Source organism: Youhaiella tibetensis, assembly GCF_008000755.1.
Classification (GTDB): Bacteria; Pseudomonadota; Alphaproteobacteria; order Rhizobiales; family Devosiaceae; genus Paradevosia; species Paradevosia tibetensis.
This window is the reverse complement of sequence record NZ_CP041690.1, coordinates 725,289-752,198: the sequence shown is the minus strand read 5'-3', so window position 1 is coordinate 752,198 and position 26,910 is coordinate 725,289. Positions and strand designations below refer to the sequence as shown.

Annotated in this window: 24 protein-coding genes; 10 read left to right on the top strand and 14 right to left on the bottom strand. The window is 65.7% G+C overall.

From position 1 onward, the window contains the following. The first annotated feature begins 56 nt into the window (after positions 1 to 56). The 3 genes from FNA67_RS03670 to FNA67_RS03660 all read left to right on the top strand — a co-directional run bounded on the left by FNA67_RS03670 (position 57) and on the right by FNA67_RS03660 (position 2,646). Entirely contained in the window at positions 57 to 974 is a 918-nt protein-coding gene (locus tag FNA67_RS03670; protein ID WP_147655112.1) for a VOC family protein, read from the top strand. 125 nt (positions 975 to 1,099) lie between these two features. Beyond that, positions 1,100 to 2,098 carry a zinc-binding alcohol dehydrogenase family protein gene (locus FNA67_RS03665; RefSeq protein WP_147655111.1) on the top strand — a complete coding sequence of 333 codons (999 nt, stop codon included), beginning with the start codon at positions 1,100 to 1,102 and terminating at the stop codon, positions 2,096 to 2,098. Further along, positions 2,095 to 2,646, top strand: a complete 552-nt coding sequence (locus FNA67_RS03660; protein ID WP_049707756.1) for a DUF924 family protein — start codon at positions 2,095 to 2,097, stop codon at positions 2,644 to 2,646. The genes FNA67_RS03665 and FNA67_RS03660 overlap by 4 nt, the downstream gene beginning before the upstream one ends. 170 nt (positions 2,647 to 2,816) lie before the next feature. On the opposite strand, the gene FNA67_RS03655 is transcribed toward FNA67_RS03660, so the two are convergent. Next, positions 2,817 to 3,827, bottom strand: a complete 1,011-nt coding sequence (locus tag FNA67_RS03655) for a P1 family peptidase (protein WP_147655110.1) — start codon at positions 3,825 to 3,827, stop codon at positions 2,817 to 2,819. Positions 3,828 to 3,853: 26 nt separating this feature from the next. Beyond that, a complete protein-coding gene (locus FNA67_RS03650; protein WP_147655109.1) occupies positions 3,854 to 5,209 on the bottom strand; it encodes a tetratricopeptide repeat protein in 1,356 nt (451 codons plus the stop codon). 89 nt (positions 5,210 to 5,298) lie between these two features. On the opposite strand from FNA67_RS03650, the gene FNA67_RS03645 reads away from it, so the two are divergent. Next, a complete protein-coding gene (locus FNA67_RS03645; protein WP_147655108.1) occupies positions 5,299 to 6,084 on the top strand; it encodes an alpha/beta fold hydrolase in 786 nt (261 codons plus the stop codon). 176 nt (positions 6,085 to 6,260) lie between these two features. Here FNA67_RS03645 and FNA67_RS03640 read toward each other — a convergent pair whose 3' ends face one another. From FNA67_RS03640 to FNA67_RS03605, 8 genes are all read right to left on the bottom strand, one after another. Further along, complete coding sequence (locus tag FNA67_RS03640; RefSeq protein ID WP_147655107.1) at positions 6,261 to 7,001, bottom strand: SDR family oxidoreductase; 741 nt, start codon at positions 6,999 to 7,001, stop codon at positions 6,261 to 6,263. Between the two features lie 155 nt (positions 7,002 to 7,156). Then, positions 7,157 to 8,614, bottom strand: coding sequence for an aldehyde dehydrogenase family protein (locus FNA67_RS03635; protein ID WP_147655106.1), 1,458 nt, complete (start codon positions 8,612 to 8,614; stop codon positions 7,157 to 7,159). A gap of 147 nt (positions 8,615 to 8,761) precedes the next feature. Continuing rightward, the gene (locus tag FNA67_RS03630; RefSeq protein WP_147655105.1) at positions 8,762 to 10,375 is read right to left on the bottom strand and encodes an ABC transporter ATP-binding protein; all 1,614 of its coding nucleotides are present in this window, start codon (positions 10,373 to 10,375) and stop codon (positions 8,762 to 8,764) included. Then, positions 10,372 to 11,253: an ABC transporter permease gene (locus tag FNA67_RS03625; protein ID WP_082202405.1), complete on the bottom strand. Its 882-nt coding sequence runs from the start codon at positions 11,251 to 11,253 to the stop codon at positions 10,372 to 10,374. Before FNA67_RS03625 ends, FNA67_RS03630 begins: the two co-directional genes overlap by 4 nt. Next, on the bottom strand, positions 11,250 to 12,197 hold the full coding sequence (locus FNA67_RS03620) for an ABC transporter permease (RefSeq protein WP_049707751.1): 948 nt from the start codon (positions 12,195 to 12,197) through the stop codon (positions 11,250 to 11,252). The genes FNA67_RS03625 and FNA67_RS03620 overlap by 4 nt, the downstream gene beginning before the upstream one ends. A 214-nt stretch (positions 12,198 to 12,411) precedes the next feature. After that, positions 12,412 to 13,905, bottom strand: coding sequence for an ABC transporter substrate-binding protein (locus tag FNA67_RS03615; RefSeq protein ID WP_147655104.1), 1,494 nt, complete (start codon positions 13,903 to 13,905; stop codon positions 12,412 to 12,414). A gap of 69 nt (positions 13,906 to 13,974) precedes the next feature. After that, complete coding sequence (locus FNA67_RS03610; RefSeq protein ID WP_210246460.1) at positions 13,975 to 15,252, bottom strand: acetylornithine deacetylase/succinyl-diaminopimelate desuccinylase family protein; 1,278 nt, start codon at positions 15,250 to 15,252, stop codon at positions 13,975 to 13,977. A gap of 105 nt (positions 15,253 to 15,357) precedes the next feature. Further along, entirely contained in the window at positions 15,358 to 15,993 is a 636-nt protein-coding gene (locus tag FNA67_RS03605; RefSeq protein ID WP_147655103.1) for a GNAT family N-acetyltransferase, read from the bottom strand. 262 nt (positions 15,994 to 16,255) lie between these two features. Here FNA67_RS03605 and FNA67_RS03600 point away from each other — a divergent pair, with 262 nt between their 5' ends. Both FNA67_RS03600 and FNA67_RS03595 read left to right on the top strand, forming a co-directional pair. After that, positions 16,256 to 16,990: a GntR family transcriptional regulator gene (locus FNA67_RS03600; protein WP_145976873.1), complete on the top strand. Its 735-nt coding sequence runs from the start codon at positions 16,256 to 16,258 to the stop codon at positions 16,988 to 16,990. Positions 16,991 to 17,013: 23 nt separating this feature from the next. Further along, positions 17,014 to 17,754: a sugar isomerase domain-containing protein gene (locus FNA67_RS03595; protein WP_170267198.1), complete on the top strand. Its 741-nt coding sequence runs from the start codon at positions 17,014 to 17,016 to the stop codon at positions 17,752 to 17,754. 311 nt (positions 17,755 to 18,065) lie between these two features. Here the strand turns inward: FNA67_RS03595 and FNA67_RS03590 are convergent, their stop codons facing one another. From FNA67_RS03590 to FNA67_RS03580, 3 genes are all read right to left on the bottom strand, one after another. Next, a complete protein-coding gene (locus tag FNA67_RS03590; RefSeq protein WP_147655101.1) occupies positions 18,066 to 18,890 on the bottom strand; it encodes a sugar phosphate isomerase/epimerase family protein in 825 nt (274 codons plus the stop codon). Then, positions 18,890 to 20,056 (bottom strand): dihydrodipicolinate synthase family protein, encoded by a 1,167-nt coding sequence (locus FNA67_RS03585; protein ID WP_147655100.1) that lies wholly within the window; start codon positions 20,054 to 20,056, stop codon positions 18,890 to 18,892. Before FNA67_RS03585 ends, FNA67_RS03590 begins: the two co-directional genes overlap by 1 nt. A gap of 153 nt (positions 20,057 to 20,209) precedes the next feature. Beyond that, positions 20,210 to 21,361, bottom strand: a complete 1,152-nt coding sequence (locus FNA67_RS03580; RefSeq protein WP_147655099.1) for a Gfo/Idh/MocA family protein — start codon at positions 21,359 to 21,361, stop codon at positions 20,210 to 20,212. A gap of 116 nt (positions 21,362 to 21,477) precedes the next feature. Here FNA67_RS03580 and FNA67_RS03575 point away from each other — a divergent pair, with 116 nt between their 5' ends. Next, positions 21,478 to 22,173: a TetR/AcrR family transcriptional regulator gene (locus FNA67_RS03575; RefSeq protein WP_049707743.1), complete on the top strand. Its 696-nt coding sequence runs from the start codon at positions 21,478 to 21,480 to the stop codon at positions 22,171 to 22,173. Between the two features lie 191 nt (positions 22,174 to 22,364). Here FNA67_RS03575 and FNA67_RS03570 read toward each other — a convergent pair whose 3' ends face one another. Further along, positions 22,365 to 23,303 (bottom strand): LysR family transcriptional regulator, encoded by a 939-nt coding sequence (locus tag FNA67_RS03570; protein ID WP_147655098.1) that lies wholly within the window; start codon positions 23,301 to 23,303, stop codon positions 22,365 to 22,367. Between the two features lie 391 nt (positions 23,304 to 23,694). Between FNA67_RS03570 and FNA67_RS03565 the strand changes: the two genes are divergently transcribed. The 3 genes from FNA67_RS03565 (at position 23,695) to FNA67_RS03555 (ending at position 26,820) form a co-directional block, all read left to right on the top strand. Beyond that, the gene (locus FNA67_RS03565) at positions 23,695 to 24,984 is read left to right on the top strand and encodes an ABC transporter substrate-binding protein (RefSeq protein WP_049707741.1); all 1,290 of its coding nucleotides are present in this window, start codon (positions 23,695 to 23,697) and stop codon (positions 24,982 to 24,984) included. A 32-nt stretch (positions 24,985 to 25,016) separates the two neighbouring features. Then, entirely contained in the window at positions 25,017 to 25,943 is a 927-nt protein-coding gene (locus tag FNA67_RS03560; RefSeq protein WP_049708311.1) for a carbohydrate ABC transporter permease, read from the top strand. Positions 25,944 to 26,049: 106 nt separating this feature from the next. Beyond that, positions 26,050 to 26,820: a carbohydrate ABC transporter permease gene (locus tag FNA67_RS03555; RefSeq protein WP_244616621.1), complete on the top strand. Its 771-nt coding sequence runs from the start codon at positions 26,050 to 26,052 to the stop codon at positions 26,818 to 26,820. The last annotated feature ends 90 nt before the right edge of the window (positions 26,821 to 26,910 follow it).

Sequence of the window (26,910 nt, the reverse complement as noted above, 5' to 3'; positions counted from 1 at the left end):
GCTATATCTTGTTCAACGATGCGGCGGCCCAGGCTGCCGCCCAAAGGAGACAAGTCATGATTGATGCAAGTGTGCAGACCCCAGTCCGCTCCCAGCCGATCCTGCCGCTGACCACCAAGCTCGGCCCCGTGCATATCGCGGTCACCGACCGTGCGCGTGCCCTGGCCATCTGGCAGGACGTGGTCGGGCTCGACATCGTGGCCGAGCATGAGAACGTGCTCGAGCTGGGCGTGGGCAAGAAGGTGCTGATCGTGCTCGAGACCGGGGCCAACCGCCCGTCCGTGCCGCGTACGATCGGGCTCTACCATGTGGCCATCCACGTGCCGACGCGCGCAGCGCTGGCGCAGATGGCAGTGCGGGCCCTGCAGCGGCGCGTGCAGATTTCGCCGACCGACCACCTGGTTTCGGAGGCCATCTATCTCTGGGACCTCGACGGCAACGGCATCGAGATCACTTTCGAAACGCCGTGGCGCGGCCACCTGGGCGACCCGGAGACCGGCCACTACGCCATCACCACCGAAGGCAAGCCGCATTCGGGGCGCGACCCGATCGACCTCAACGGGCTGTTGGCGGAACTGGGCGAGAAGCCGGTGCTGGAAGCGCGCATGATCGAAGGCACCCGGATCGGGCACGTGCATGTGCACGTCAACGACCTCGAAAAGGCCATGACGTTCTATCGCGACGTCATCGGCTTTGCCGGGTTCCTGCTGATCCATTCGTTCGGCATGGGCGATGTCGGCCTCGACTACATGCCCCATACGCTGGCGTTCAACATCTGGTCGGGCCCGAACGCGGTGCTGCCGCCGGCCGGCGCGGCGGGGCTGCGCTGGTTCACCATCGTTGTGCCCGACGCGCAGACGCTGGCCGGGGTGAAAACGCGGCTCGAAGGCGCGGGCGCGCCGGTGAGCGCGGTCGAGGGCGGGATCGAGACGCAGGATCCGTTCGGCAACAGGCTGCAGGTGCTGGTGGGCTGACCCCTCGCCTTCCAGATCCCAGATCTTTTCTCCCCGGCCCGGCGCCGGGGAGACTCGTTTTGGGGGTTGGGTCTTGGTTTGGGCGTGCGGGCCTGGCTATGATCGCCCCAAAAAGGGAGTCGAGGATGAGAGCTGTTTCCTGCGTCGCACCGGGCGAGCTGGCGCTGATCGATATTGCGCCGCCGGTGCTGGAGCCGGGCTGGGTGAAGGTACGCGTTGCCCATATCGGCATCTGCGGGACCGATTACCACATACTCGAGGGCACCCACCCGTTCCTGCAATATCCACGAATCATGGGGCATGAGCTTTCCGGCACGGTGCTGGACCCCAACGGGTCGGACCTCAAGGCGGGTACGCCGGTGGTCATCAACCCCTACCTGCCCTGCTACCACTGCCCGGCGTGCCTGGAAGGCAAGACCAATTGCTGTGAAACGCTCACGGTGATCGGCGTTCACAGCGACGGCGGCATGACCGAGGAAATCGTGATGCCGGCGGCCAATCTCTACCCGGCCGAGGGCCTGAGCCTGCGCGACGCGGCCATGGTGGAATTCCTCGCCATCGGCGCCCATGCGGTGCGGCGGGCGGAGGTGAAGCCGGGCAATCGCGTGCTGGTGGTGGGTGGCGGCCCCATCGGGCTGGGTGTGGCGTTTTTCGCCTGGATCGCGGGAGGCGAGGTGGCGTTGCTCGATGCGGCGGCCGACAAGCGCGAGGCGGCGCAGGGCTTCGGGTTCATGCCCGTGGGGCTTGAAGACCTCGAGAGCCCGGGCTTCGTGGCCATGAAGAGCTCGGGGTTCGACGCGGTGTTCGACGCGACGGGCTCGATCAGGGCGATGAACGCCTCGATCGCCCATACGCGCAATGGCGGCTCCTATACGCTGGTGGGGGTGATCAAGGGGGACCTGGTGTGGTCGGACCCGGACGTACACCGCAAGGAGCTGACGATCCGCGCCTCGCGCAACGCCACCAAGGAAGATTTCGACCATGTGATGGATTCGATCCGCAAGGGACTGGTGCCGACCGAAAGGCTGGCGACCCATGCCACGACTTTGGACAACGTAACCCGCGACATGCCGGTCTGGACCCATGACCGCAGCGGGCTCATCAAGGCGATCATAACGGTATGACCATGCTCAGCGACAAGGACGTGATCCAGTTCTGGTTTCACGAATGCACGGTGGAGGACTGGTTCGGCGGCAAGGCCGAGTTCGACGCGCGGCTCAAGGAGCGGTTCCACGAGACCTTCGAGCACGTGGCGCGGGGCGAAGGCTGGACGTGGCGGACGACGCCCGAGGGACGGCTGGCCGAAGTGATCGTGCTCGACCAGTTCTCGCGCCAGTTCCACCGCGGCGAGCCGCAGGCTTTCGCGCAGGACGGCATGGCGCTGGTGCTGGCCCAGGAGGCCGTGGCCGGCGGACACGACATGGCCGTGCCGCTCGAATGGCGGGTGTTCTTCTACATGCCCTATATGCACTCGGAATCGCTGGCGGTGCACGAGGCGGGACGTCCGCTGTTCGAGGCGCTGGGGGACGAAAAGACGCTGCAGTTCGAGCTCGACCACGCCGAAGTGGTGCGCCGGTTCGGCCGCTTCCCCAAGCGCAACGCCGCGCTGGGGCGCGAGAGCACGCCCGAGGAGGCTGCCTATATCGCCGAGGTCGGGGACCGGATGTTCTAGGGGGCGGGAGCCCGTTCGCCTCGCGGTGAGCCAGAGACACCGGGGGTAGGAAGACCCCCACCCTTGTTCCCTCCCCACAAGGGGGAGGGAGACTTGCTGGCCAATCAGGGTATCGGCCTATGGCCGGTGGGATGTCACCGTGCCACCAACCCGCCCGGCGCCCTGGGGCGTCAGCCCCTGCCCCACTTCTCCTGCCAGGTCGGTGCGACGTCGCCCGCGGCGGGGGTGGCCAGGTAGATGGCGCGGGCGATGGCGCGGGCGAGGCAGACCGCGGCGGCGTGGCCGAGGTGGATGGTGTTGAGGATGGGATCTTCGAGCGGAACTTCGCAGGTCGAGACCGCGAAGACCAGATCGCCATCGACCGGGGTGTGGCTGGGGCTGGCGCCGCGGGTGATGCCGTCCTGGGCGGCGACGGCGAGGCGCTTGGTCTGGGCCTTGGTCAGCACGGCATCGGTCGCGACGATGGCGATGGTGGTGTTGGCGATGGGGTTCATCAGCGCGTCGCGCTTGGAGCGGGCGGTCTGGGCGAAGCTCAGGGGGCCGGGATAGGCGCCGAGATTGCCGAATTCTCCATCGATCTCATAGGGCGCGGCCCAGAAATTGGCGTGGTCGCCCATGGTGACGGAGCCGGTGGGATTGGCGGCGACGAGAGCGCCGACCGTGTGACCGCTGGGCAGGACGATGGAGGCGGACCCGAGGCCGCCCTTGAGGTTGGCGGTGAGGGCACCGGTGCCGGCGCCCGCCGTGCCAAGGACGAAATCCTCGCCGGCATTGGCGAGAGCGGCAGCCCCCAGGGCGCGGTAGGGGTTTTCGGCCCAATCCTTGTCGCCGCCATTGAGAAGGTCGAAGATGATGGCGCCGGGGACGATGGGTACGGTGGCGCTCTCGACGCGGAAGCCGCGGCCGCGCCTGCGCAGTTCATCCATGACGCCGCCAGCGGCATCGAGGCCGAAGGCGGAACCGCCCGAAAGCACCAGCGCGTCGACGCCCTCGACCATCTTGTCGGGGGCGAGGAGCTCGGTTTCGCGGGCACCGGGCGAGCCGCCCATGACATCGACCGAGGCGATGAAGGGCTTGTCGCCCACGAGCACGGTGGTGCCGGACTTGACCTTGTGATCCTCGGCATTGCCCACATAGAGGCCTTTGACATCGGTGATGAGATTGCGCGGACCCTGGCGCATGGCCGTCCCCCCTTCAGTGTTCTTATTCAGTCGTAGTGGCGGGCGGCGGCTTGGGCGGCCTCCTCCGGTTTGCCGAGCTTCTGATAGACCATTGCGAGCGCGCGGTTAAGCGGTACGCCATCGGGGTCCCAGGTGCGGCGCATTTCGAGCAGTTGCCGGGCGATGTCCCAGTTGCCGGCCTTCAGATGCGCATCGAGCAGGATCTGCCCGAAAAGATCGCGCTGGGCGTGGCTACCGCCGATCTCGGCGATGCGCGGATTGGCGATCGAGAGGTATCTGACCGCTTCCTGGTATTGCCCGCGCGCATGAGCGAGAACGCCCCGGCAGCCGGGCAGGACGACATCGTGCCAGACGAGGCGATCGAAGGCGGTGGAGGAAAGGGCCTTTTCCTCGACGGCGGCCATCAGGGTATCGGCTTCGGCGCGCTCAGCGCGGGCGAGGCCGTAAAGATACTGGATGGTGAGGAAGGGCTGGATGGTGTCGCGGGCGCGGCTGCGCATGTGGTCGGCCACGTCTTCCCAGCGGTTGCCGACATCCATGCCGGCAATCTCCATGCGGGCGAGCAGGGAGACGGCGCCGACCTGGTCCTGCGAATAGTCCTTTTCCTGGCCCCAGACGTGCCGGTCATAGGCGTCGAACACCGCCTGGTTGTCGCCCAGGGAGATGTGGAACAGGGCCTTGTGCCACCAGTTGTGGGTGTACATGAACGAGTTGAGATCGACCCAGGTTTTGGAGGCTTCGCCCATGAAGCCGGCGCCTTCGCGCACGCGGCCCTGCGAGAGCATGACATGGGCCAGGGCGTGCTGGGCCCAGGGCTCCTTTTCCTTGAGGGAAAGCGCCTTGCGGGCGGCGAGCTCGGCCTTATCGATCTCGTGCATCTGCTCGTAGCCGAAGGCCAGCATGCCGTGGACATAGGGATTATCCGGATTGGCGGGCAGCACCTTGCGGGCGATGCGCAGCATCGAGGCGGCATCGCCCCGGTTGAAGCTGAAATACTGGTGGAGCTTGGCCGAGGCGAGATCGGTGGGGAACTCGTCCACGATCTGCTCGCCGACGGCCTGGACGCCGGGAATGTCGCCGGCGATCCAGCGTTCGAGCTGGGCCAGCATCATGGCTTCGCGGCGGTTGGCGCCTGCGGCGCTGGCTTGGGCGCGGGCGAGGTAGAGCGAGGCCTGGTCCTCGGCGCCGGCTGCTTCGAGGAACATCCAGGAGAAGCCGGCATAGATGTTGGCCAGGGTGCAATCGGGGTCGGCGTCGGCGGCGGCGAGGACGTTGGCGGCCTGCTTTTCGTAACCGAGGAAGCCGGAGACGAAATCGTTGATGCCGGAAAGGGCCGCATCGGAGGCGGCGCTGATGGAATTGCCGAGGGCGTCTTGCGCCATGATCGTTTAACCTATTGGGCAGGCTTCAAAATTGCAAAGTCCGGCACGCTTGTCTAGATTCCCGGGATCGCACAGATCAGGAATTCACCATGCCGCAATTCGAGAGCGATGGCGCCTCCGTCCACTATGAGATCGTGGGCGAAGGGCCGCCGGTGCTGCTGGTCGCCGGGACGGCCAGCGACGGCGCGAGTTGGGCGCCGTTGACCGAGCGGCTCAAGGGGCATTTCACGCTGATCCTGCCGGATAATCGCGGCTCGGGGCGGACGCGTTCGGAAGGCGAAATCCGCATCGCCGATCTCGTTGATGACCTCGCCGGCCTGATTGCGCATCTGGGCCATGAGCGGGTCGGCGTGGTCGGGCATTCGCTCGGCGGGTTCCTGGGCCTGTCACTGGCCGAACGATATCCCGACAGGGTGTCGCGGCTGGTGACGATGGCGATCGGGGACCGGTTCGGGGCCAAGGAGCTGGCGCTTTTCCGCGACATGGCGGCGCTATACGGGCAGGTGACACCACAGATCTGGTTCCGGCTGCTCTATCAGTGGCTGTTCTCGGACGAGTTCTTTGCCGATTCCGCCCACGTGGCGGCGGCCGCGGAGGCTTCGACAGCCTATCCCTATCGGCAGAGCCCGGAAGATTTCGCCCGGCAGGTGCGGGCGCTGGAGGCGGGCGCACCGCTGGATGTTAGCAAGGTCAGGTGCCCGACGCTGGCGATTGCTGCCGGAGCGGACCTGCTGGCGGCGCCATCGACGGTGCTCTCGGCGCATGCAGGGATCGCGGGAGCGGTAACGGTGGTGGTCGAGGGCGCCGGGCACTCGCTGCACTGGGAGCAGCCCGATCGCGTCGCGGGCGTGGTGCGGGAGTTTCTGGAGGGGTAGCGGGGCGGGCTGCAGTGCATCGCGCAGCCAGCGCCACTCGATACTCCACCCGCCATTCCACCCTAATCTTCGCCGGGCGAGATGACCCCAGGGCCTGTTGCACCGCGCCACTCGAGTGGAGACATCCGTGGGAAGTGCGGTGGGGTGGCGGGTTCGGACACCGCCACCTCGCGCCGCTAGATGCAGCGTCCCCCATCCACTTCCATCGCCACGCCGGTGACCATGCTGGCTTCGTCCGAGCACAGGAAGCAGGCGGCGTTGCCCATGTCTTCGGGGGTCGAGAAGCGGCCGATGGGGATGGTGGAGAGGAACTTGGCGCGCATCTCGGGGGTGTCCTCGCCCATGAAGGTCTTGAGGAGCGGGGTATCGCCGGCCACCGGGTTGATGGCGTTGACGCGCACGCCGAGCGGGGCGAGTTCGATGGCCATGGACTTGGTGGCGGTGACCATCCAGCCCTTGGACGCGTTGTACCAGGAGAGGCGCGGGCGCGGGCTCACGGCGGCCGTCGAGGCGACGTTGAGGATGGCGCCCTTCCTGTTGGCCTTCATGTGCGGCACGAGGGCCCTGGCGGTGAGGTAGACCGACTTGATGTTGACCCCGACGACGCGGTCGAAATCGGCCTCGGAGATCTCCTCCATGGCGGCGGGCATGTGGCTGACGCCGGCATTGTTGACGAGGATATCGAGATTGCCGAAGGCCTTGAGGGCGGCTTCGGCCAGGGCATCGACGCTCTCGGCCCTGGAGACGTCGACCTGATGGGACAGCGCGCCGAGTTCGGAGGCCATGGCGTGAGCGGCATCGCCGTTGATGTCGGCGATCATAACGCGCGCGCCCTCAGAGATGAACTTCTTGACGATGCCGGCGCCGAAGCCGGAGGCGCCGCCGGTGACGATGGCGGTTTTGTTGGCAAGTCTCATAGATATTTCTCCAATTCTGCCGCCCGTGCCCCCCCTCCCAACCTCCCCCGCAAGGGGGGAGGTGCTGGTGCAGGTGGGGCGTCAGGAGCGCTACAAACTCGATCGAAACACCCTCCCCCTTGCGGGGAGGGTTGGGGAGGGGATGAGCCCGAGAGTCACCCGTGGTAGGCGGCAACCGTCTTCAGCACCGAGAACCCATAGAGCGCCTCAAAGCCCTTTTCGCGGCCGTGCCCGGATTTGCCGATGCCGCCGAACGGGAGCTCGACGCCGCCGCCGGCGCCATAGTTGTTGAGGAACACCTGGCCGGTCTTGATGGCCTTGGCGACGCGCATCTGGCGGGCACCGTCCCGGGTCCAGACTCCGGCGACGAGGCCGTAATCGGTGCCGTTGGCGATGGCGATGGCATCGGCTTCGGTATCGAAGGGGATCACCACCTGCACGGGGCCGAAGATTTCATCCTGGGCGAGGCGGTTGGACGGATCGATGCCGGCGACCAGCGTGGGCGCGAGGTAGTGCCCGCCGGCGGGGACGCCATCGACGATCCGGCCCTGGGCCGCGATGCGGCCACCGCCGAGATCGGCGAGGAAGCCGGAGACGATTTCCTTCTGGCGGGCCGAGACCAGCGGACCGACATCAAGGTCGGACGCGGCGGGGCCGACCTTCAAGGCCGCGTAGCGCTCGGACATGCGGGCGACCACTTCATCGTGGATGGAGCGCTGGACGAGGATGCGCGAGGAGGCCGAGCAGGTCTGGCCGGCGTTCTGGATGCCGGCATTGACGAGGAACGGCAGGGCGCGATCGAGATCGGCATCCTCGAAGACGAGCTGGGGCGACTTGCCGCCGAGTTCGAGCGTGACGGGGACGACGTTCTTCGCGGCGGCTTCCTGGATGAGGATGCCGACGCCGACCGAACCGGTGAAGGAGATGTGGTTGACGCCCGGATGGGAGGAGAGCGCGGCCCCGGCCTCCTCTCCGAGACCGGGCACGACGTTGAGCGCGCCCTTGGGCAGGCCCGCTTCCTCGGCGATGGCCGCGAAGGCGATGGCGGTGAGGCAGGCTTCCTCGGCGGGCTTCAGGACCGCGGCATTGCCCATGGCGAGCGCGCCGCCGACCGAGCGGCCGATGATCTGCATCGGGTAGTTCCACGGCACGATATGGGCGGTGACGCCATGCGGTTCGCGCAGGGTGTAGACGGTGTAACCATCGAGATAGGGAATGGTCTCGCCATGCACCTTGTCGGCGGCGCCGCCGTAGAATTCCATGTAGCGGGCGAGCGCGACGGCATCGGCGCGGGCCTGCTTGAGGGGCTTGCCGACATCGAGGGCTTCGAGGCGCGCAAGATCATCGACGCGTTCGAGGACTTTCTGGCCGATGCGGGTGAGGATGCGGCCGCGCTCGAGCGCGCTCATGCGGCCCCATTCGCCATCGAGGGCGGCGTGGGCGGCGGTGACGGCACGGTCAACGTCATAGGCCTCGCCGCGCGCGATGGCGCCGATGGTCTCGCCCGTCGACGGGTTCTCGATGGGGAGGGTCCGCTGGCCGTTGGGCTTGACCCATTCGCCGCCGATGAAGCAGCGGGTGGGGTCGAACCAAAGGTTGAGGTCGGTGGTCATGGTGGTCATCTCGGTCGTTTGAGGTTCTGGCCTACCCCCACCCCGGCTCTCCCACAAGGGGGAGGGAGGCATCGGGGCAAGATCGAGCCAGCAGGTATCCCTCCCCCTTGTGGGGAGGGAACAAGGGTGGGGTGAACCCACCGGAAACTAGCCTCCCGTCCTTCCGGCCAAAGCCGTCTCCAGATTCGGCGTCGCAGCCAGCAGTTCCCGCGTATAGGCATGCTGCGGATTGCGGAAGACTTCTTCGGTGGGGCCGCTCTCGACGATCTGGCCGGATTTCATCACCAGCACCCGATCGGTGATGGCGCGGACCACGTGGAGGTCGTGCGAGATGAAGAGGTAGGAGAGCTTGAGGCGCTCGGAGAGTTCGGCCAGCAGATCGAGGATCTGGGCACGGATCGAGACGTCGAGGGCCGACACCGCTTCATCGAGGATGATGAGGGCCGGGTTGATGATCAGCGCGCGGGCGATGGCGATGCGCTGGCGCTGGCCGCCGGAGAACTCGTGGATATACTTTTCGGCGTCGGTCGCCTTGAGCCCCACATGCTCCAGCGCCTCGGCAATGCGCCTGTCGCGCTCGGCGCCGCTGGGGGCCTCGCCGGCGAGCAGGTGGAAGGGTTCGGAGACGAGGCGATCGACGCGGTGACGCGGGTTGAAGGAGCCATAGGGGTCCTGGAACACCACCTGCATCTTGCGGCGGGCCTCGAACGAGGCGCCGGTGGTGATGGGTTCGCCATCGAGCCGGATGGCGCCGGACTGGGTCGGCTCCAATGCCATGATGGCGCGGGCGAGCGTGGACTTACCGCAGCCGCTCTCGCCCACGAGGCCGACATTCTCGCCGCGATTGACCACGAGGCTGACGTCGTTGACCGCGCGGAAGGCTTTTGGCGGGCCGAAGAGCGAGGTGCGCGGAAGCTTGTATTCGCGCACGACGTTCTCGATGGCCAGCACCGGCACGTCGGCGGCCCCGGCGGCGGGCGGCGGCTGGCGCTTGGGGACGTGGCTGGAAGCGGCGAAGAGCGCGCGGGTATAGGGATGCTCGGTCTTGCGGAAGACCTCGAGCGTGGGGCCGGCTTCGACCACCTCGCCCAGCTTCATGATGGCGATCTTGTCGGCAAGGTCGGCGACCACGGCGAGATCGTGGGTGATGAAGATCATGCCCATGCCGTCTTCATCGACGAGGCGCTTGAGCAGCTTGAGGATCTGCGCCTGCGTGGTCACGTCGAGCGCCGTTGTCGGTTCGTCGGCAATGAGGAGGCGCGGACGCAGCGCGATGGCCATGGCGATGACGACACGCTGGCGCTGGCCGCCAGACAGCTCGTGCGGGTAGCGGTCGAGCGGGAAGCGGGCTTCGGGGAGTTCGACGCGGTTGAGGGTTTCGCGGGCGACCTTGAGCGCTTCGGCGCGGCCGACGCGGCGGTGCATCATGACGGTTTCGGCAACCTGATCGCCGATGGTCTTGGTGGGATTGAGCGCGGTCATGGGTTCCTGGAACACCATGCCCACGTCCTTGCCGCGAATGGCGCACATCTCGGCCTCGGGCTTATCGAGCAGTTCGACGCCGTCGAGGGTGATGGAGCCGGCGGTGCGGGCGCTCGAGGGCAGGAGCTGCATGATCGAAAGGGCAGTCATGGACTTGCCCGAGCCGCTCTCCCCGATGACGCCGAGGATTTCGCCCTTGTCGACGGAGAGGTCGACATCCTTGAGGATATCGAAGCCGCCGATGGCGAGGGACAGGTTCTTTGCGACGAGCAGGGTCATGCGCGGCTCCTGCGGGTCTGGGGATCGAGAATATCGCGCAGGCCATCGCCCATGAGGTTGACGCCGAGCACGGTGAGCACGATGGCAAGGCCGGGCGCCAGAGCCACGTGCGGCGCGAGGCCGATCATGGTCTGGGCGTCCGAGAGCATCTTGCCCCAGCTCGGGGTCGGCGGCTGGGCGCCGAGGCCGACATAGGCCAGGCTCGCCTCGGCGAGAATGCCGAGCGAGAACTGGATGGTGGCCTGCACCACCAGCGTATTGAGGATATTGGGCAGGATGTGCTCGGCCGAAATGCGCACCGCGCCCTTGCCCGAGACGCGCGCCGCCATGACGAATTCGCGCTGCCAGAGGCTTAAGGCCGCGCCGCGCGAGAGGCGGGCGAAAACCGGGATGTTGAAAATGCCGATGGCGATGATGGCATTGACCGCGCCGGGGCCGAATACCGCCGTGATGAGAATGGCGATGAGGAGCGCGGGGAAGGCGAAGACGAGATCGTTGGCGCGCATGATGACTTCATCGAGCAGGCTTCCGCGCCTGGCGGCGGCGGCGAGCCCGAGCGGGGTGCCAATGGCGGCGCCGATGCCGACGGCGACAAGGGCCACGGCGATCGAGGTGCGGGCGCCGACCATGATCATCGAAAGCACGTCGCGCCCGAAATGATCGGTGCCCAGCCAATGGGCCATGGACGGCCCCTTGAGCTTGTTGGGGATGTCCTGGAGCGTGGCGTCATAGGGCGTCCACACGAAAGACACCACGGCGGCCAGCACGAAGACCAGGGTGATGATCGAGCCGACGACGAAATTGCGCGAGCGCAGCGCGCTCCAGATGAGGCTGTCGCGGCGGCTGGAGGGCGCGGCGGGGAGCGTGGCGTCGGTCATGCTTGCCTCCGCAGGCGCGGATCGACCAGCGCATAGGTCATGTCTACGATGAAGGTGACGAGGATCACGGCGAAGACCAGCAGCATCACCACGGATTTGACGACGATCAGGTCGCGCTGGGTGATGCCCTGGAAGACGAGCCGCCCGAGGCCGGGCAGGAAGAAGACGTTTTCGATGATGATGGCCCCGGCGAGCAGGAACGAGAATTGCAGCCCGATGATGGTGAGCACCGGGATGAGGGCATTGCGCAGGGCGTGGCGCCAGAGGGTCTGGCGGCGCGTGAGGCCCTTGGCACGGGCGGAACGGATGTAGTCCTCGGTGAGGGTATCGAGGAGCGAAGAGCGCATGACGCGGGCTAGGATCGAGGCCTGCGGGAGCGCCAGGGCGATTGCCGGGAGCGTTAGGGCCTTGAGGCCGACGAAGAAGCCGGCGTCCCAGCCGGGGAAACCGCCCGCCGAGAACCAACGCAGGGTGATCGAGAAGGCCAGCACCAGGAGCATGGCGAACCAGAAGTTCGGCACGGCGACGCCGAGCTGGGTGGCGCCCATGATGGTGACATCGGTCGCCGAATTGCGCCGCGCCGCGGCGAGGATGCCGACCGGGAAGGCGATGAGGGTCGAGAGCGTCAGGGCATAGATGGCGAGCGGCAGCGACACCCAGAGGCGCGCGCCGATGAGTTCGGCAACGGGGACCTTATAGGTGTAGCTGGTGCCGAATTCGCCATGCAGCAGGCCGATGGCCCAGGTGAAATAGCGCTGGATGGCGGGCGCGTTGAGGCCGAGCTGCTCGCGCAGCGCCTCGACGGCATCGGGCGAGGTATTCATGCCCAGCATGAACTGGGCGGGATCGCCGGGGACCACCTCGAGGACGAGGAAGATCACGATCGAGGCGGCAATCAGGGAGAGCGCCAGCGATACGAGGCGTGAGAGGAAGAAGCGGAGCATTCAGTAGATTCCGTGGCGCGGGAGGCCGCGCGGGCGCGGAGGATGGCGCGAGGGTGTGGCACCCCCCACACTTGTTCCCTCCCCACAAGGGGGAGGGAGACGCTTTTGCGAGATCGTGCCCCAAGGCCTCCCTCTCCCTTGTGGGGAGGGATCGAGGGTGGGGGTGAGCCCCACACTCCAAGCGAAACCCGGGGTTCGATCCAGACCCAAGGGCTTACTCGTCCCAATAGACCGCGGTCAGGTCCGTGGCCTGGGTGGGAGCGTTCTCCCACAGGCCGTGGAGCTTGGCGTTCTGGACGCCGGCCTTGGCCAGCTCGAACAGGTACACGTTGACGAAATCGTTGGCGATCTGCGTCTGTGCGGCCTTCCAGAGTTCGGAACGCTTGGCCGGGTCGGTGGTGTTGTCGAGGTCCGCCATGATCTTCTTGAAGGCGTCCGACTTGTAGCCGAAGTAGTAGTCGTCGCGGCCGTAGATGTTGATGTCCAGCGGCTCGGTGTGGGAGATGATGGTCAGGTCGAAGTTCTTGTTGGTGAAGACTTCGGAGAGCCACTGCGCCCATTCGAGGTTGGTCGTCTCGGTCTTGATGCCGACGGCGGCGAGCTGCTGGGCGATGATTTCGCCACCCTTGCGGGCATAGCCTTCAACCGGCGGGAGCTTGAGCGAGAGCGTCAGATCCTTGACGCCGGCTTCGGCGAGCAGGGCCTTGGACTTTTCCGGATCGTAGTTGGAGAGCGCGGTCAGGTCCACGTAGTCCGGATTGTGCGGCGCGAAGTGCGTGCCGATCGGGGTGCCGTAGCCGAACATGGCGCCGTCGATCACGGCCTTGCGGTCCACCGCGTGGGCGATGGCTTCGCGGACCTTGATGTTATCCAGCGGCGGCTTGGCGTTGTTCATGGCGAGGATGGTCTCGCCTTCGGTCGAGCCGACGACGACGGTGAAGCGCGGATCGCTCTTGAACTGGTCCAGCGTTTCGGGCGCCGGGAAGTTCGGGAAGGCGTCGACGTCTTCGGCCATGACGGCGGCGAAGGCGGCGGTCGGGTCCGAAATGAACTTGAAGGTCGCCTTGTCGAGCTTGACCGGGGTGCCCCAGTAGTCTGGGTTCTTGACCAGGTCGATATGGTCGCCCTGCACCCAGCTGTCGAACTTGAAGGGGCCGGTGCCGACCGGCTTGGTGGCGTTGTCGGCAGCGCTTTCGGGCGCCACGATCACGGCGTCGCCCCAGGCCATGTTGAAGAGGAAGTTGCCGTTGGGCTTGGAGAGGGTGACCTTGACGGTCGCCGGATCCACCACATCGACCGAAGCGATATCGGCGAAGAGTGCCTTCTGGGCGTTGGTCGAGCCTTCGGCGCGGGCGCGGTCGAGCGAGAACTTGACGTCCTCGGCATCGAACGTGGTGCCGTCATGGAACTTGACGCCTTCGGCCAGGTGGAAGGTGTAGGTGAGCCCGTCCTCGGAAATATCCCAGGTCTTGGCGAGCGCCGGGACGATCGAGCCATCGGGGGCGAAGCGGGTGAGGCCCTCGAAGACGTTGGCATAGACCACTTCGTCAATGGCCGCGGCAGCGCCAGCGGTGGGATCCAGGTTCGGCGGCTCGAGCACGAGGCCGACCTTGATGTCGGTGCGGGCAGCGGCGAACGCGACCGGCGTCATCGCCGTCGAGAGCGCGAGCGCGCCGGCAACGGCAAGCATCACGAGTGATTTGCGCATGGGTTTCCTTTCCCTTGTTGTCCCCTTGGAGAGGCCGAAGCGCTCTCCCGTCTCCCTGCCGGCCCCGTTCTAGCGGGGGCCGAGCAAATCCTTGAGCGTCAAGGCCATGACCTTGGCGCTGTCGATCATGTCGTCCACGCCCACATATTCATCGGGCTTGTGGGCAAGATCGAGAATTCCCGGGCCATAGGCAATGCAGTTCTTCATGCGCCCGATGCGGTCGATATGCTTCTGGTCGTAGGTGCCGGGCGAAACCACATAGGCCGGGTCGATGCCGAGCACTTCGGTGATGGCCCGGGACGTCGCCGCCACGATCGGCGCGTCGCGCTCGGTCATGGTGGGCGAAATGGTCCAGAGGTCGCGGATCTCGTATTCGAAGGTGGGGCGCTGCGCCTTCACGCGCTCGAGCACGTCGATCATCTCCTGGCGCACAGCGGCCGGGGTTTCCTCGATGAGGTAGCGGCGGTCGATGATCATGCGCGATGAGTGCGCGACCACGGGGGCCGGGAAGCCGGTAAAGCCCTCCTCGGGCTCGGGCTGGCCGCCATGGATGGAATTGATGTTGAGCGTGGACTGGCGCGCCTGGGGCGGCACCACCGGCATGGCGGTGTGCTTTTCGGCAAGCGCGGGGAAGAGCGTGGCTTCCATCTCGGTGAGCACCGCACCCATGTGGCGGATGGCGCTATCGCCCAGGAACGGCATGGAGCCATGGGCGATGGTGCCCTTGGTCTCGATCTCCGCCCACCAGACGCCGCGATGGCCCAGGCAAATGCGATCCTTGTTGAGCGGCTCAGGGATGATGACGTGCTGCACGCGCTGCGGGCTGAAGAAGCCCTTCTCGGCGAGATAGGCAACGCCACCGAAACCACCGGTTTCCTCATCGGCCGTACCCGAGATTTCGACGGCACCGGAGAAATCGGGATAGACGTCGATGAAGGCTTCGGCTGCGATGATCGAGGCGGCCAGCCCGCCCTTCATGTCGCAGGTGCCGCGGCCATAGATCTTGCCGTCGGAGAGTTCGCCGCCGAGCGGATCGAAGGTCCAGCCCGAGCCGATCTCGACGATATCGATGTGGGAATTGAAGTGGACGGTTTCGCCCTTGTGGGCGCCTTCCTTGCGGGCAACGACGTTCCAGCGCGGATATTTTTCGCTGTCCCCGGGGGTGCCGAAGGCACGAACCATCTCGATCTCGAAGCCGCGGGGGCGCAGGCGATTGGCGAGGTATTCGCAGATTTCCAGATACGCCTCGCCCGGCGGGTTGAGGGTGGGGATGCGAATCAAATCCTGCGTCAGGGCGATCAGTTCCTGCCGCCGGCCTTCGATCTCCGCCAGCAACCGCGTATGCAACTCAGTCAAAAAGAAACGCCCCTACCCAGATTACGAAACCGGTTTCGCACAGTTAAACGGTAGAGAATTTGAGTCAACGGGGAGCAGCGAGCCCCCTTCGCCCCGCTAGAAGCTCTTGACCATATAGAGCGAGCCCTTGGGCAGATCGTCGGCGACGAGCGGAGTGAAGCCCAGCCGGTCATAGAAGCGCACGGCCCCGGTGTTCTTGGGATCGACGCCCAGATGAATGCCCGTGACGCGGCGGGCCGCCAGTTGCGCCATGAGGAAACGCAGAGCGGTGCCGCCCAAGCCCTTGCCCTGCGCGACCGGGAGAAGGTCGATATGGCCGTGCGCGGGGTAAGGATAGAGCGACTTGGGGAAAACGTATTTCGGATGGTGGATGAGCCGGCGGGCCCAGTCGCTGCCGCGCCAGGCGCGCATGTCCGGGCCGGGATCGGCCACCTTGGTGCGCAGGGTCCTGTACCAGGTCTGCTCGATGACGCGATAGAAGCGATCGGTATCGGGCGCGCCCAGCACATAACCGCACACGCCATGATCGGGGTGCTCGATGACGAAGGCGAAGAGCGGCTCGATCACCTGATAGGGCAGCGCATAGATGGCGCCGATCAGGAGCGGATCGTCCTCGCGCGCGGAAGCGTCCTTGCCGGCGTCGCCGGTCTTGAGGCAGATCATCGCCAGTGCGTCGTGGTCTTCGTCGCCTGCCTGCCGCAGCGTGAAGCCACCACCCATATCCAGTGCCATCAGGGCCATTCCTCCGAACCGGGGCCCTCAATAGCCCATCGCGCGCCAAAGCGTAATCGTCATAAATTCCGGCCAGACGGCGAAATCAAGACCAGTTGGTTTGCTTTTGGCCCGTTTCTCATCTGACAGCAATCTGAGAAAATCTCAACATCATCGCAGTCGTTCATCAAACTGCAAAAATTGATCAGACCAAAATCAGACCGCTGTTGTGTCCGGCGTCGGACTGCCTTTATAAAGGAGGGGCAAGGGTTTGGAGGAAATCATGGATTTCTACACTGCCTTGAGCGGACGACTGCAAAGGGAGCACGGCCCGCTTTCGAGCCGCCTGCGCAATGCCTTTGCCTCCGCATTCGAAGATGGCCTGCTGGTGGCCGGCTCTGCCCTGCCCGCCGAACGGGAAATGGCCGATGGGCTGGGTGTATCGCGCTCGACCCTGCGCCAGTGCCTGAAGGAACTGGGCAATATGGGCCTGGTCAGCACGCGCCCGGGCGCCGGCACTGTGGTGAGCGGGCGCATCCACAAGGCGCTCAGCCAGCTATCGGGCTTTACCGAGGACATGAAGCTGCGCGGCATGACCGCCACCTCGACCGTGCTCGAACGCACGGTGGGGCCGGTGCCGCACGACACGGCCTTTCGTACCGGCCTGCCGCTGGGCACGCTCACGATGACGCTGGTGCGGCTGCGCAAGGCGGGCGGGGAAACGCTCTGCTATGAGAAGGCCGTGGTGCCGCTGGCGAGCGTGGGCGAGGATTATGACGGCATGGGCTCGCTTTACGAGCGCATGGATTCGCGCAACGGCCGGCCCAGGAGAATCCTGCAGAGCCTTAAGGCCATCGAAGCCTCCCCGGAAATCGCGGGGCTGCTCGGCGTCCGGCCGAACTCGGCGGTGCTCGAAATCGCGCAAGTCGGGTATGGCGCGGATGGATCGGCGGTCGAAGATGCGGTGAGTTGGTACCGCGGCGACCGCTATCAATATGTCGGCGAAATCAAGGGCTGAACCACCGGCCTTGGGGGGTTGCGTTGAGTCAGTTACGCGAGGAGTTCCGGGACCGGATCGTATCGATCCTGGACAGGATCGTTGCGGACGAAAACGGGGCGATGGACAGGGCCCGCGACGTGGTGGCTACCGCGCTCGAAGCCAACCGGCTGGTCTATGTGGCCGGCTCGGGACACTCCCATATCCTGGCCGAAGAGGTCTATTACCGGGCCGGCGGCATCGCCGCGGCCCAGGCGGTGCTCGACCCCAACCTCATGCTGCACACGGGCGCACGCCGCTCTACGCTGCTCGAACGGGTGGAGGGCTATGCCGAGGTGATCCTGTCGGACTATCCAATCGGCAGGGGCGACGTGATCTTCGTGGCCTCCAATTCGGGGCGCAACGCCTACCCCATCGAGCTGGCGCTGATCGGCAAGGAGCGCGGGGCGACGACCATCGCCATCACCTCGCTCGAGCATTCGCGCAAGACCAGTTCGCGCCACACGACGGGCAAGCGGCTGTTCGAGGTGGCGGACATCGTCATCGACAATTTCGGCGCCTATGGCGACGCGGCCATGCAGATCCCCGGACGCATCGAGCGGATGGGGCCGACCTCGACCATTGCCGGGGTGTTCATTCTCAACGCCATCATGGCCGAAGCCGTGGCGCAACTGGCCGGACGCGGGGTGATGGTGGACGTTTACAAGAGCGCCAACATGCAGGGCCAGGAAGCGGCTGCCGAGGCGATGATCAAGCGGTGGCAGAGCCGGATCAAGGGGCTGTAGCGGACGGTCCCGGGGGCCATCGCGTATTCTGAGGAATGGTGAGATCTGGCCCCGGCATTCGCCGGGTATCAGGTTGTGGGGTCGCCCGTCGGCTCCGCATTCCTGCTCGTTTGCGGCATTTCGCTCGCAGTTAAGCAGCATTGCTCGACGGCGCTCTGGACACTCGCCGGTTATTCCCAAACACCGCATCCCTCTTCCGGGGGAAGAAGCGTTGGAGCGGAGCGTTAGTGTAAGCTGATTTGACAGCGGCCATTGCCCGACGAGGTCGGCGCCTCGCAATTGTCGATGCGCTTTGGCTTGTCAGCGCCGGCTCAGCACACGGTTTCGAACCGCTCCACGCAGGTCTTCACCACCTCGTCCCCGGGGCGTTTCCACCAGTTCTCGGTGGAGAAGATCTCCACTTCCTGCGGGCCGTGATAGCCGGCGGCCTCGATCATGGCGCGGATGGCCTTGAGGTCGATGACCCCGTCGCCCATCATGCCGCGGTCGTTGAGAAGATCGCGCGTCGGCACCAGCCAGTCGCAGATATGATGGGCGAAGATGCGCTTCATGCGCCCGGCCCGCGCGATGGCCGCGGCCAGGTTGGGGTCCCACCAGACGTGGTAGACGTCGATGGCGACGCCGACGGATTCGCCCAGCGTCTCGCAGATGTCGAGCGCCTGGTCGATGGTGTTCACGCAGGCGCGGTCGGCCGCGTACATCGGATGCAGCGGCTCGATGGCGAGGGGAATGCCGGCCGAGCGGGCATGGGGCACGATGGCGGCGATGCCGTCAGCCACCATTTTCCGCGCCTCGGCGATGTCCCGGGACGAACCCGGCAGGCCGCCGACGACGAGGACGAGGCAATCGGCGCCGAGGGCCGCCGCTTCATCGATGGCGTGGAAATTGTCGTCGATGCGCTTCTGGCGGTCGGCGGCGTCGACGCCGGGGAACATGCCGCCACGGCAGAGGCCGGTGACGCGCAGGCCGTTGGCCTTGACGATGCGCGCCGCCTCATCGAGCCCGATGGCCGCCACCTGGTCGCGCCAGGGCGAGATGGCGGTGACGCCGTGGCGCAGGCACCCGTCGACGGCCTCGGCAAAGCCCCAGGCGCCACGGGTAGTGGCGAGGTTCATGGAAAGCTGGCCCCTGGCCATCAGACAACTCCGTTGACGGCAAGAACGCGTTTCATGCGCTCGATGGCGAGATCCGGATCGGCGAGGACGCGGGCCTTGTCGGCGAGGCGGAAGAGCTCGGCAAGGTGTTGGAGCGAGCGCGTGCTCTGCTGGCCGCCGACCATGGTGAAATGGTCCTGCAGCCCGTTGAGATAGGCGAGGAAGACGACGCCGGTCTTGTAGAAGCGCGTGGGCGCCGCGAAGATGTGGCGCGAGAGCGGCACGGTGGGTTCGAGCAGTTCGAAGAACTCGTTCTCGCTGCCCCGGCCCAGGGCCGCCAGGGCCGCCGAGGCGGCGGGGGCGATGGCGTCGAAGATGCCGAGCAAGGCATCTGAATGCCCCGCTTCGTCGCCGGCGATGAGTTCGGCATAGTTGAAATCGTCGCCCGTATACATGCGCACGCCCGGCGGCAGGCGGCGGCGCATGGAGATTTCCTTTTCCTTGGAGAGCAGGGAAATCTTGATGCCGTCGACCTTGTCGGCATGGGTGGCGATGACGTCGAGGCACGTCTCCATGGCATCGAGGTGATCGGCAGCGCCCCAATAGCCGGCCAGGGCCGGATCGAACATTTCGCCCAGCCAGTGGATGATGACCGGCTGCTTCACCTGGGTGAGGATGCGGGCATAGACCTTGATGTAATCGTCAGGGCTTTTGGCGGCGGCGGCAAGGGCGCGGCTGGCCATCAGGATGATGCGGCCGCCCTGCCCTTCGACGAAACCGATCTGCTCCTCATAGGCGCCGATGATGGCGTCGATGGTGACATCGGGACCGGGCAGCAGGTGATCGGTGCCGGCGCCATAGGCGATGAGGGAATCTTTTCGCGTGCGGGCCTCCGCCTGCGAGCGGCGGATGAGTTCCTGCGCCTCGGGCCAGCCCAGGCCCATGCCGCGCTGGGCGGTATCCATGGCTTCGGCGACCCCGAGCCCGAGATCCCAGAGGCGGTGGCGGAAGGCGAGGGTTTTGTCCCAATCGATGGCCGGGGTGAGCCAGGGATCGTTGGCGGCCAGCGGGTCGGCAACGACATGGGCCGCGGCGAAGGCGATGCGCGGGAAATCGGTGGCGGCGTGGCGCACGAAGGGGATCGGGGTGCCGGTGAGGGTGTAGTCCTCCAGCGCCCGGTTTGGGGTCGGAAGCGAGATCTTAGCCATTGGCCACCCCAGAGCGCCGAGTATTAGGGCTCACCCCCACCCCGGCCCTCCCCACAAGGGGGAGGGAGGAAGGGGGCACGATCTTGCCGGCAGGCCTCCCTCCCCCTTGTGGGGAGGGATAGAGGGTGGGGGTGGGCCGCATGCTCGATCTCCTCAGATATCCAGCGCCGGCACGTCGAGCCAGCGGCGTTCGGCCCAGGATTGCAGGCCGAGCGCGGCCAGCTGCACGCCCTTGGCGCCGGCATCGAGCCCATATTCCCACGGGGCATCCTCGGCCACGTGGCGCAGGAACATTTCCCACTGCGCCTTGAAGCCGTTTTCGGCCGGCCAGTTGTTGGGCACCTCCTCCCAGCTCGCGAAGAAATCGATGGGCTGGGGAATGTCGGGGTTCCACACCGGCTTGGGTGTGTTGACGCGATGCTGGCTCCAGCACTTCTGGAGGCCCGCCACGGCCGAGCCGTGGGTGCCGTCGACGTGGAAGGTCACCAGGTCGTCGCGGCGGACGCGGGTGGTCCAGCTGGAATTGATCTGGGCGATGACGCCGCCTTCGAGCTCGAAGGTGGCGTAGGCGGCATCGTCGGTATCGGCCTTGTAGCGCTGGCCCTTCTCGTCGACGCGCTCGGGAATGTGGGTGGCGCCAAGGCAGGAAACCGCCTTGACCTCGCCGAAGAGGTTATCGAGCACGTAGCGCCAGTGGCAGAGCATATCCAGGATAATGCCGCCGCCATCGGCCTTGCGGTAATTCCATGAGGGGCGCTGGGCGGGCTGCCAGTCGCCCTCGAACACCCAATAGCCGAACTCGCCGCGCACCGAGAGGATTTTGCCGAAGAAGCCGGAATCGCGCAGCATCTTGAGTTTCAGCAGCCCCGGCAGGAAGAGCTTGTCCTGCACGACGCCATGCTTGACGCCAGAGGCCTTGGCCTTCCGCGCCAGCGCCACGGCGATGTCGAGGTCGTCCGAAATCGGCTTTTCGCAATAGACGGCCTTGCCGGCGTCGATGGCCTTTTCGATGAGGCCGGCGCGCATGAGCGTGGTGCCGGCATCGAAGAACAGCGTGTCGTCGGGATTGGCGAGCGCGGCGTCGAGATCGGTCGACCAGCGGGCGATGTTATGGCGCTGGGCGATGCGCGAAATCTTTTCGCCGTCGCGCCCCACGATGATGATGTCGGGCACCAGACGATCGCCGTTCGAGAGCGCCACGCCGCCCTGGTCGCGGATCGCCAGGATCGAGCGCACAAGGTGCTGGTTGTACCCCATGCGCCCTGTGACGCCATGCATGATTAGCCCAATCCGACGCTCAGCCATCCGTTTCCTCCCGCAAGCACTGTTTGTAACCGTTTGGTTACTTAGATACACATCGCTAGAGTGACCCGTCAAGCCCGCGACTTCCTGTGGGAAGCGACGGCAAAGAGGACGATGCAATGAGCGAAGGACAGGCGGACGCAGCGCCGGCAAGCCGCAGGCGCAAGGGAACGGCGGCGCCAGCCACGCCCCGCCCGCGCGACGCCGAAAAGACCAAGGCGCTGATCCTCAAGGCGGCGCGCGACGAATTCTGCGAACAGGGCTTCAACGGCGCGCGGGTGGATGCCATCGCGGCGCGGGCCAAGGCCAACAAGCGCCTGCTCTATCACTATTACGGGAACAAGGAAGCGCTCTACAGCGCCGTGCTGTTCGACGCCTATCGCGAGATCCGCCAGGGCGAAAAGCAGCTGACGCTGAGCCAGTACGATCCTGTCGAGGCGGTGGACCGGATGGTGCGCTTCACCTTCCGGCACTTCCTCGCCAACCCCTGGTTTCCGCGCCTGCTGGCGGTGGAAAACCTGCAGAACGGGCGCTTCCTCAAGCAGATCAAGGACATTCCGGCGCTGCATTCCCCGCTGGTGGCGGAACTAGGCGAAATCCTGCGGCGAGGCGGCGAATCGGGCGTGTTCCGCGCCGATGTCGACCCGATGCAGCTCTATATCTCGATCGCGGGCCTGGGCTATTTCTACGTCTCGAACATGACGACGCTCTCGGTGATCTTCGGTCGCGACCTGAGCCAGTTCGCCCTCATCCAGGAACGCGAAGCGCTGGCGGTGCAGATGGTGCTCGACTACCTGCGGACGCGGCGGGCGTAGCGGTGGGCCGTTGAAGCTGGTCTATGCCCTTCCATGGGAAGAGGATTTCCCGAACCACTAAAGCTCCCCACCACCGATCTCGCGCAGCACAGACCGGGGGCACATGGGTAGCGGCACTCGGGTGGCGGGTGGGGGATAGATGCGGGGCGTGGGCGCCCGCATAGCGCGAAAAACCTGACGAGCGCCCCGCACTAAGCCGCTTCGCTGCCGGCGAGTGGCGGCAGGACGGTTGCGGCGCGGGTGCGCAGGGCCTGGATCAGTTGGGCGACTCGGGGCTCGTTGACGCGGTCGGTCAGCACGTAGACGCCGATGCGGCTGCGGCGCGTGGCATCGCTCACGGCGATGCGGCGCAGGCCGCGGCGCAGGAACTCGTCGGTCATCACCTCGGTGTGGCCGATGACGGCATCGGTGCTGGCTACGTATTCGAGGCAGGCGGTCAACGAGTTGGAGGCAAAGATGTATTTGCCCTGCTCGAACGGCGTGCTGCCGGCCGGCGAGCGGCTCCAGGTCTCGAAGAAGCGCTGGTGGCGGGTTTCGGGGAGCGAGCTGGTGACGGCGGGATAGGCCTCGATCTCGGCGATGGTACGCGGGCGATCGAGCAGCGGATGGCCGGGCCGCACGAAATAGCCGTGGCCGACAGTGGTGAGCGGCACGAAATGCGCGCCGGTGCTGGGACTGAGCCCCTCGATCTCGTGGGCGGCGAAAAGCGAGATGTCGCCGCTGAGGAGCTGGTCCATGCAGCGGAGCTGGTTGCCCACGCTGACGTGAATGCCGGCATTGGGAAAGTCGCGCGAATAGTCGATGACGAAATCGCGGATGAACACGGTCCACCAGGAATAGCCGGTGCCTATGCGCAGGCCCTCCTCGGTGCGCCCGCGCTGCTGGGCGATGGCATCGATGGTGTTGTCATAGAGGCGGCGCATGAGGCGGGCGTTGCGGTAGAGCGTCTCGCCATATTCGGTCAGTTGCACCCCACGCGGCGAGCGGATGAGCAGGGGCACGCCCATGCTCTCCTCGAGCTTGCGCATGTTGAAGGTGAGCGTGGGCTGGGTGACCAGGAGGGCGGCGGCGGCCCCGCTGATGGTGCCCGCCTCAGCGACCGCGAGAAATTGATTGAGCAGCTTGTCCACAGCCGGCCTCCATAGATTTCTTCTATATTGAGCAGGCTATTTCGTATTTTCCTTTTGATCCAGACTGGATCAAGGTTCGGGAAAGACGAATGGATCCGGGGGCGAGGAGGCCCGAAGGCAGTCGGGGAGGGCTGCGCGGACATTGTGGCGCGGACAGGCGCCACGGCGCTCCGAAATCTGCCATACAAGATGGTTGCTCAGCCGATGCCGCTATGCCATGTTGTAACCGCTTAGTTATTTAGCGATGCCGTTTGCGCTGTATCCGGCATGATGTGGAGCCGGTATCGTATGCGGGCTACCGGGATATGTAACTAACTAGTGATTTGCGGCAGGGAGAGCCGTGGATCCAGGTGTTCGAGAAGAACGCCGCAACCGTTTGGGAGGAAACCGAATGACCATACGTATCGACAGGCGCCAGTTCCTGCTCGGCAGCACCGCGCTGCTGGCTGCCGGGGCAGCGGGCGTCTCGCCGTCCTGGGCCCAGGACACGCGCATGCGCCTCATCTTCTGGGGCGGCCAGGCGCGCGCCGACCGCACGAACGGGGTCACCGACCTCTTCGTCAAGGCCAATCCGGGCACGACCATCGACACCGAATTCCTCGCCTGGAACGATTACTGGCCCAAGCTCGCCACGCAGACCGCCGGCGGCAATGCGCCCGACATCATCCAGATGGACTACCGCTATATCGTGGAATACGCCAAGCGCGGCGCCATCGCCCCGCTGGACGACCTGGCCGAACAGCTGGCCCTCACCGATTTCGACCAGGACCAGCTCGACGGCGGCAAGGTCGACGGCAAGCTCTACGGCATCAGCCTGGGCGCCAACTCGGTGGCGCTGATCGTCAACACCGCCGCCTTCCAGGAAGCGGGCGTGGACGTGCCGGGCCCCAACACCACCTATGAAGACCTCAAGGCCATGGGCGAGGCGTTCAAGTCCAAGAACGTGCGCGGCGGCATGAAGGCCTTCCAGGACGGCTCGGGCGTCGAGCCGGCGCTCGAGAACTGGCTGCGCCAGCAGGGCAAGGCGCTCTACACCGCCGACGGCAAGCCGGGCTTCACGGCCGACGACCTGACGGCCTGGTTCCAGCTCTGGGCCGACATGCGCGACGCTGGCGTCATCGTGTCGCCGGACGACCAGGCGCTCGATACCGGGCCGCTGGAGCAGACCATGGTGAGCCTGGGCAAGGCCGCCGTGACCTTTGCCAACTCCAACCAGCTCGTGGCCTTCCAGGCCATCAACAAGGACAAGCTGACGCTCGCCAACTTCCCGCGCCTCAAGGCGGGGTCGACCGGCGGCCACTACCGCAAGCCCTCGATGTTCTTCTCGCTGGGCGGCTCGTCGGCCAACAAGGAAGAGGGCGCCAGGTTCGTCGGCTTCTTCGTCAACGACAAGGAAGCAGGCAAGGTACTGGGCGTCGAACGCGGCATTCCCTGCTCGGCGGCCGTACGCGAGGCGATTACCCCCACGCTCGACGAGAGCAGCCAGGTGGCGCTCAAGTTCGTGTCGGGCCTTGGCGACCTGCTCGGGCCGCTGCCTCCGTCCCCGCCGGCCAATGCCGGTGAAGTGGCGACGGCGCTCCTGACCAAGAGCCAGGAAGTGGCGTTCGGGCAGCAGTCCCCTGCCGATGCGGGTCCGGCCTTCTTCGCGGAAGCGTCCGAAATCCTCAACCGCGCCGGTTAACCGCGATGACTACGCGCTCCTACGGCGAGACCATGCAAACGGCGCCGAAGGAGCGCGCCTCGGTCCAATCGACATGGCGAAGGCTCTGGGCGGCCAACGGGCCGGGATACCTGTTCCTTCTGCCTTGGTTCATCGGGTTCTTCGGGCTGACGGTGGGGCCGATCCTGTCGTCCTTCTACCTCAGCTTCACCGATTTCAACCTGCTCAACCCGCCCAAATGGGTGGGCATGGCCAACTACGCCCGCATCTTCACGGCCGACCCCAAGTTCGTCCAGTCGATGCGGGTGACCTTCTTCTTCGTGGTGTTCTCGGTGCCGCTCAAGCTGGCCTTCGCGCTGGGCGTGGCGCTGCTGCTCAACCGCGGCATGAAGGGGCTGCCGCTCTACCGGGCGGTGTTCTACCTGCCCTCGCTCCTCGGCGCGAGCGTCGCCATCGCGGTGCTCTGGCGCCAGCTCTTTGCCGGCGACGGGCTGGTCAACGACTTCCTGGCGATCTTCGGCATCCAGGGACCGAGCTGGATTTCCAATCCGCGCTTCTCGCTCTGGACGCTGATCGTGCTCTCGATCTGGCAGTTCGGCTCGCCGATGATCATCTTCCTGGCCGGGCTGCGGCAGATACCGCAGGACATGTACGAGGCGGCGAGCTTGGACGGCGCCAGCAAGTGGCGGATGTTCTGGAAGATCACGCTGCCGCTGCTGACGCCGGTGGTGTTCTTCAACGCCATCATCCAGACCATCGAGGCCTTCAAGAGCTTCACGCCCGCCTTCATCATTTCGGGCGGCACGGGCAATCCGATCAATTCGACGCTGTTCTATACGCTCTATCTCTACCAGGAGGCCTTCGGGTTCTTCCGCATGGGCTACGCCTCGGCGCTCGCCTGGATCCTGCTGGCGATCGTGGCGCTGTTCACAGCGTTCTCGTTCCTGACGTCAAAGTACTGGGTGCACTATGACGACTGATGTGCAACGCCTGACGGTGGTGACCGAGGAATCGGGCTTCGGCAAGTTCTGGAAGCGGTTCGGCTCGGTGATCGCCCATACGCTCCTGGTGATCGCCTCGATCCTGATGCTCTATCCGCTGCTGTGGATGCTCTCGGCCTCGTTCCGTCCGGCCGACGAGATCTTCAACTCCGGGCTGTGGCCCTCCTCGTGGAGCATCGACGCCTATATCCGCGGCTGGAACGGGCTCAAGGTCAGCTTCGGCACCTTCTTCATCAACTCGTTCATCATCTCCCTGCTTTCGATCGCGGGGAACGTCTTCGCCTGTTCGCTGGCGGCGTTCGCCTTCGCGCGGCTCGAGTTCAAGGGGCGCCGGTTCTGGTTCGCCATGATGCTGGGCACGCTCATGCTGCCCTACCAGGTGACACTGATCCCGCAATATGTGCTGTTCCTCAACCTGGGCTGGGTCAATTCGATCCTGCCGCTGGTGGTGCCAAAATTCCTGGCGGCCGACGCCTTCTTCATCTTCCTGATGGTGCAGTTCTTCCGGGGCATTCCCAAGGAGCTTGACGAGGCGGCGATGATGGATGGCTGCTCGCCCTGGCGCATCTACTGGAAGATCCTCCTGCCGCTCTCCCAGCCGGTGCTGGCGACGGCGGCGATCTTCACCTTCATCTGGACCTGGGACGATTTCTTCGGGCCGCTGATCTACCTCAACGACATGCGGCAATACACCGTGATGCTGGGGCTGCGCACGTTCGTGGATTCGACCGCGGAGTCCGATTGGGGCGGGCTGTTCGCCATGTCTGTGCTCAGCCTCGTGCCGGTGTTCCTGTTCTTCCTCTTCTTCCAGCGCCTGCTGATCGAGGGGATCGCGACGACGGGGATGAAGCGGTGAGGACTGTGCCTCCAGCTTCCCCCACCCTTGTTCTCTCCCCACAAGCGGGAGGGAGACCTGCCGGTTCGACCTCCCACCGTGACCTCCCTG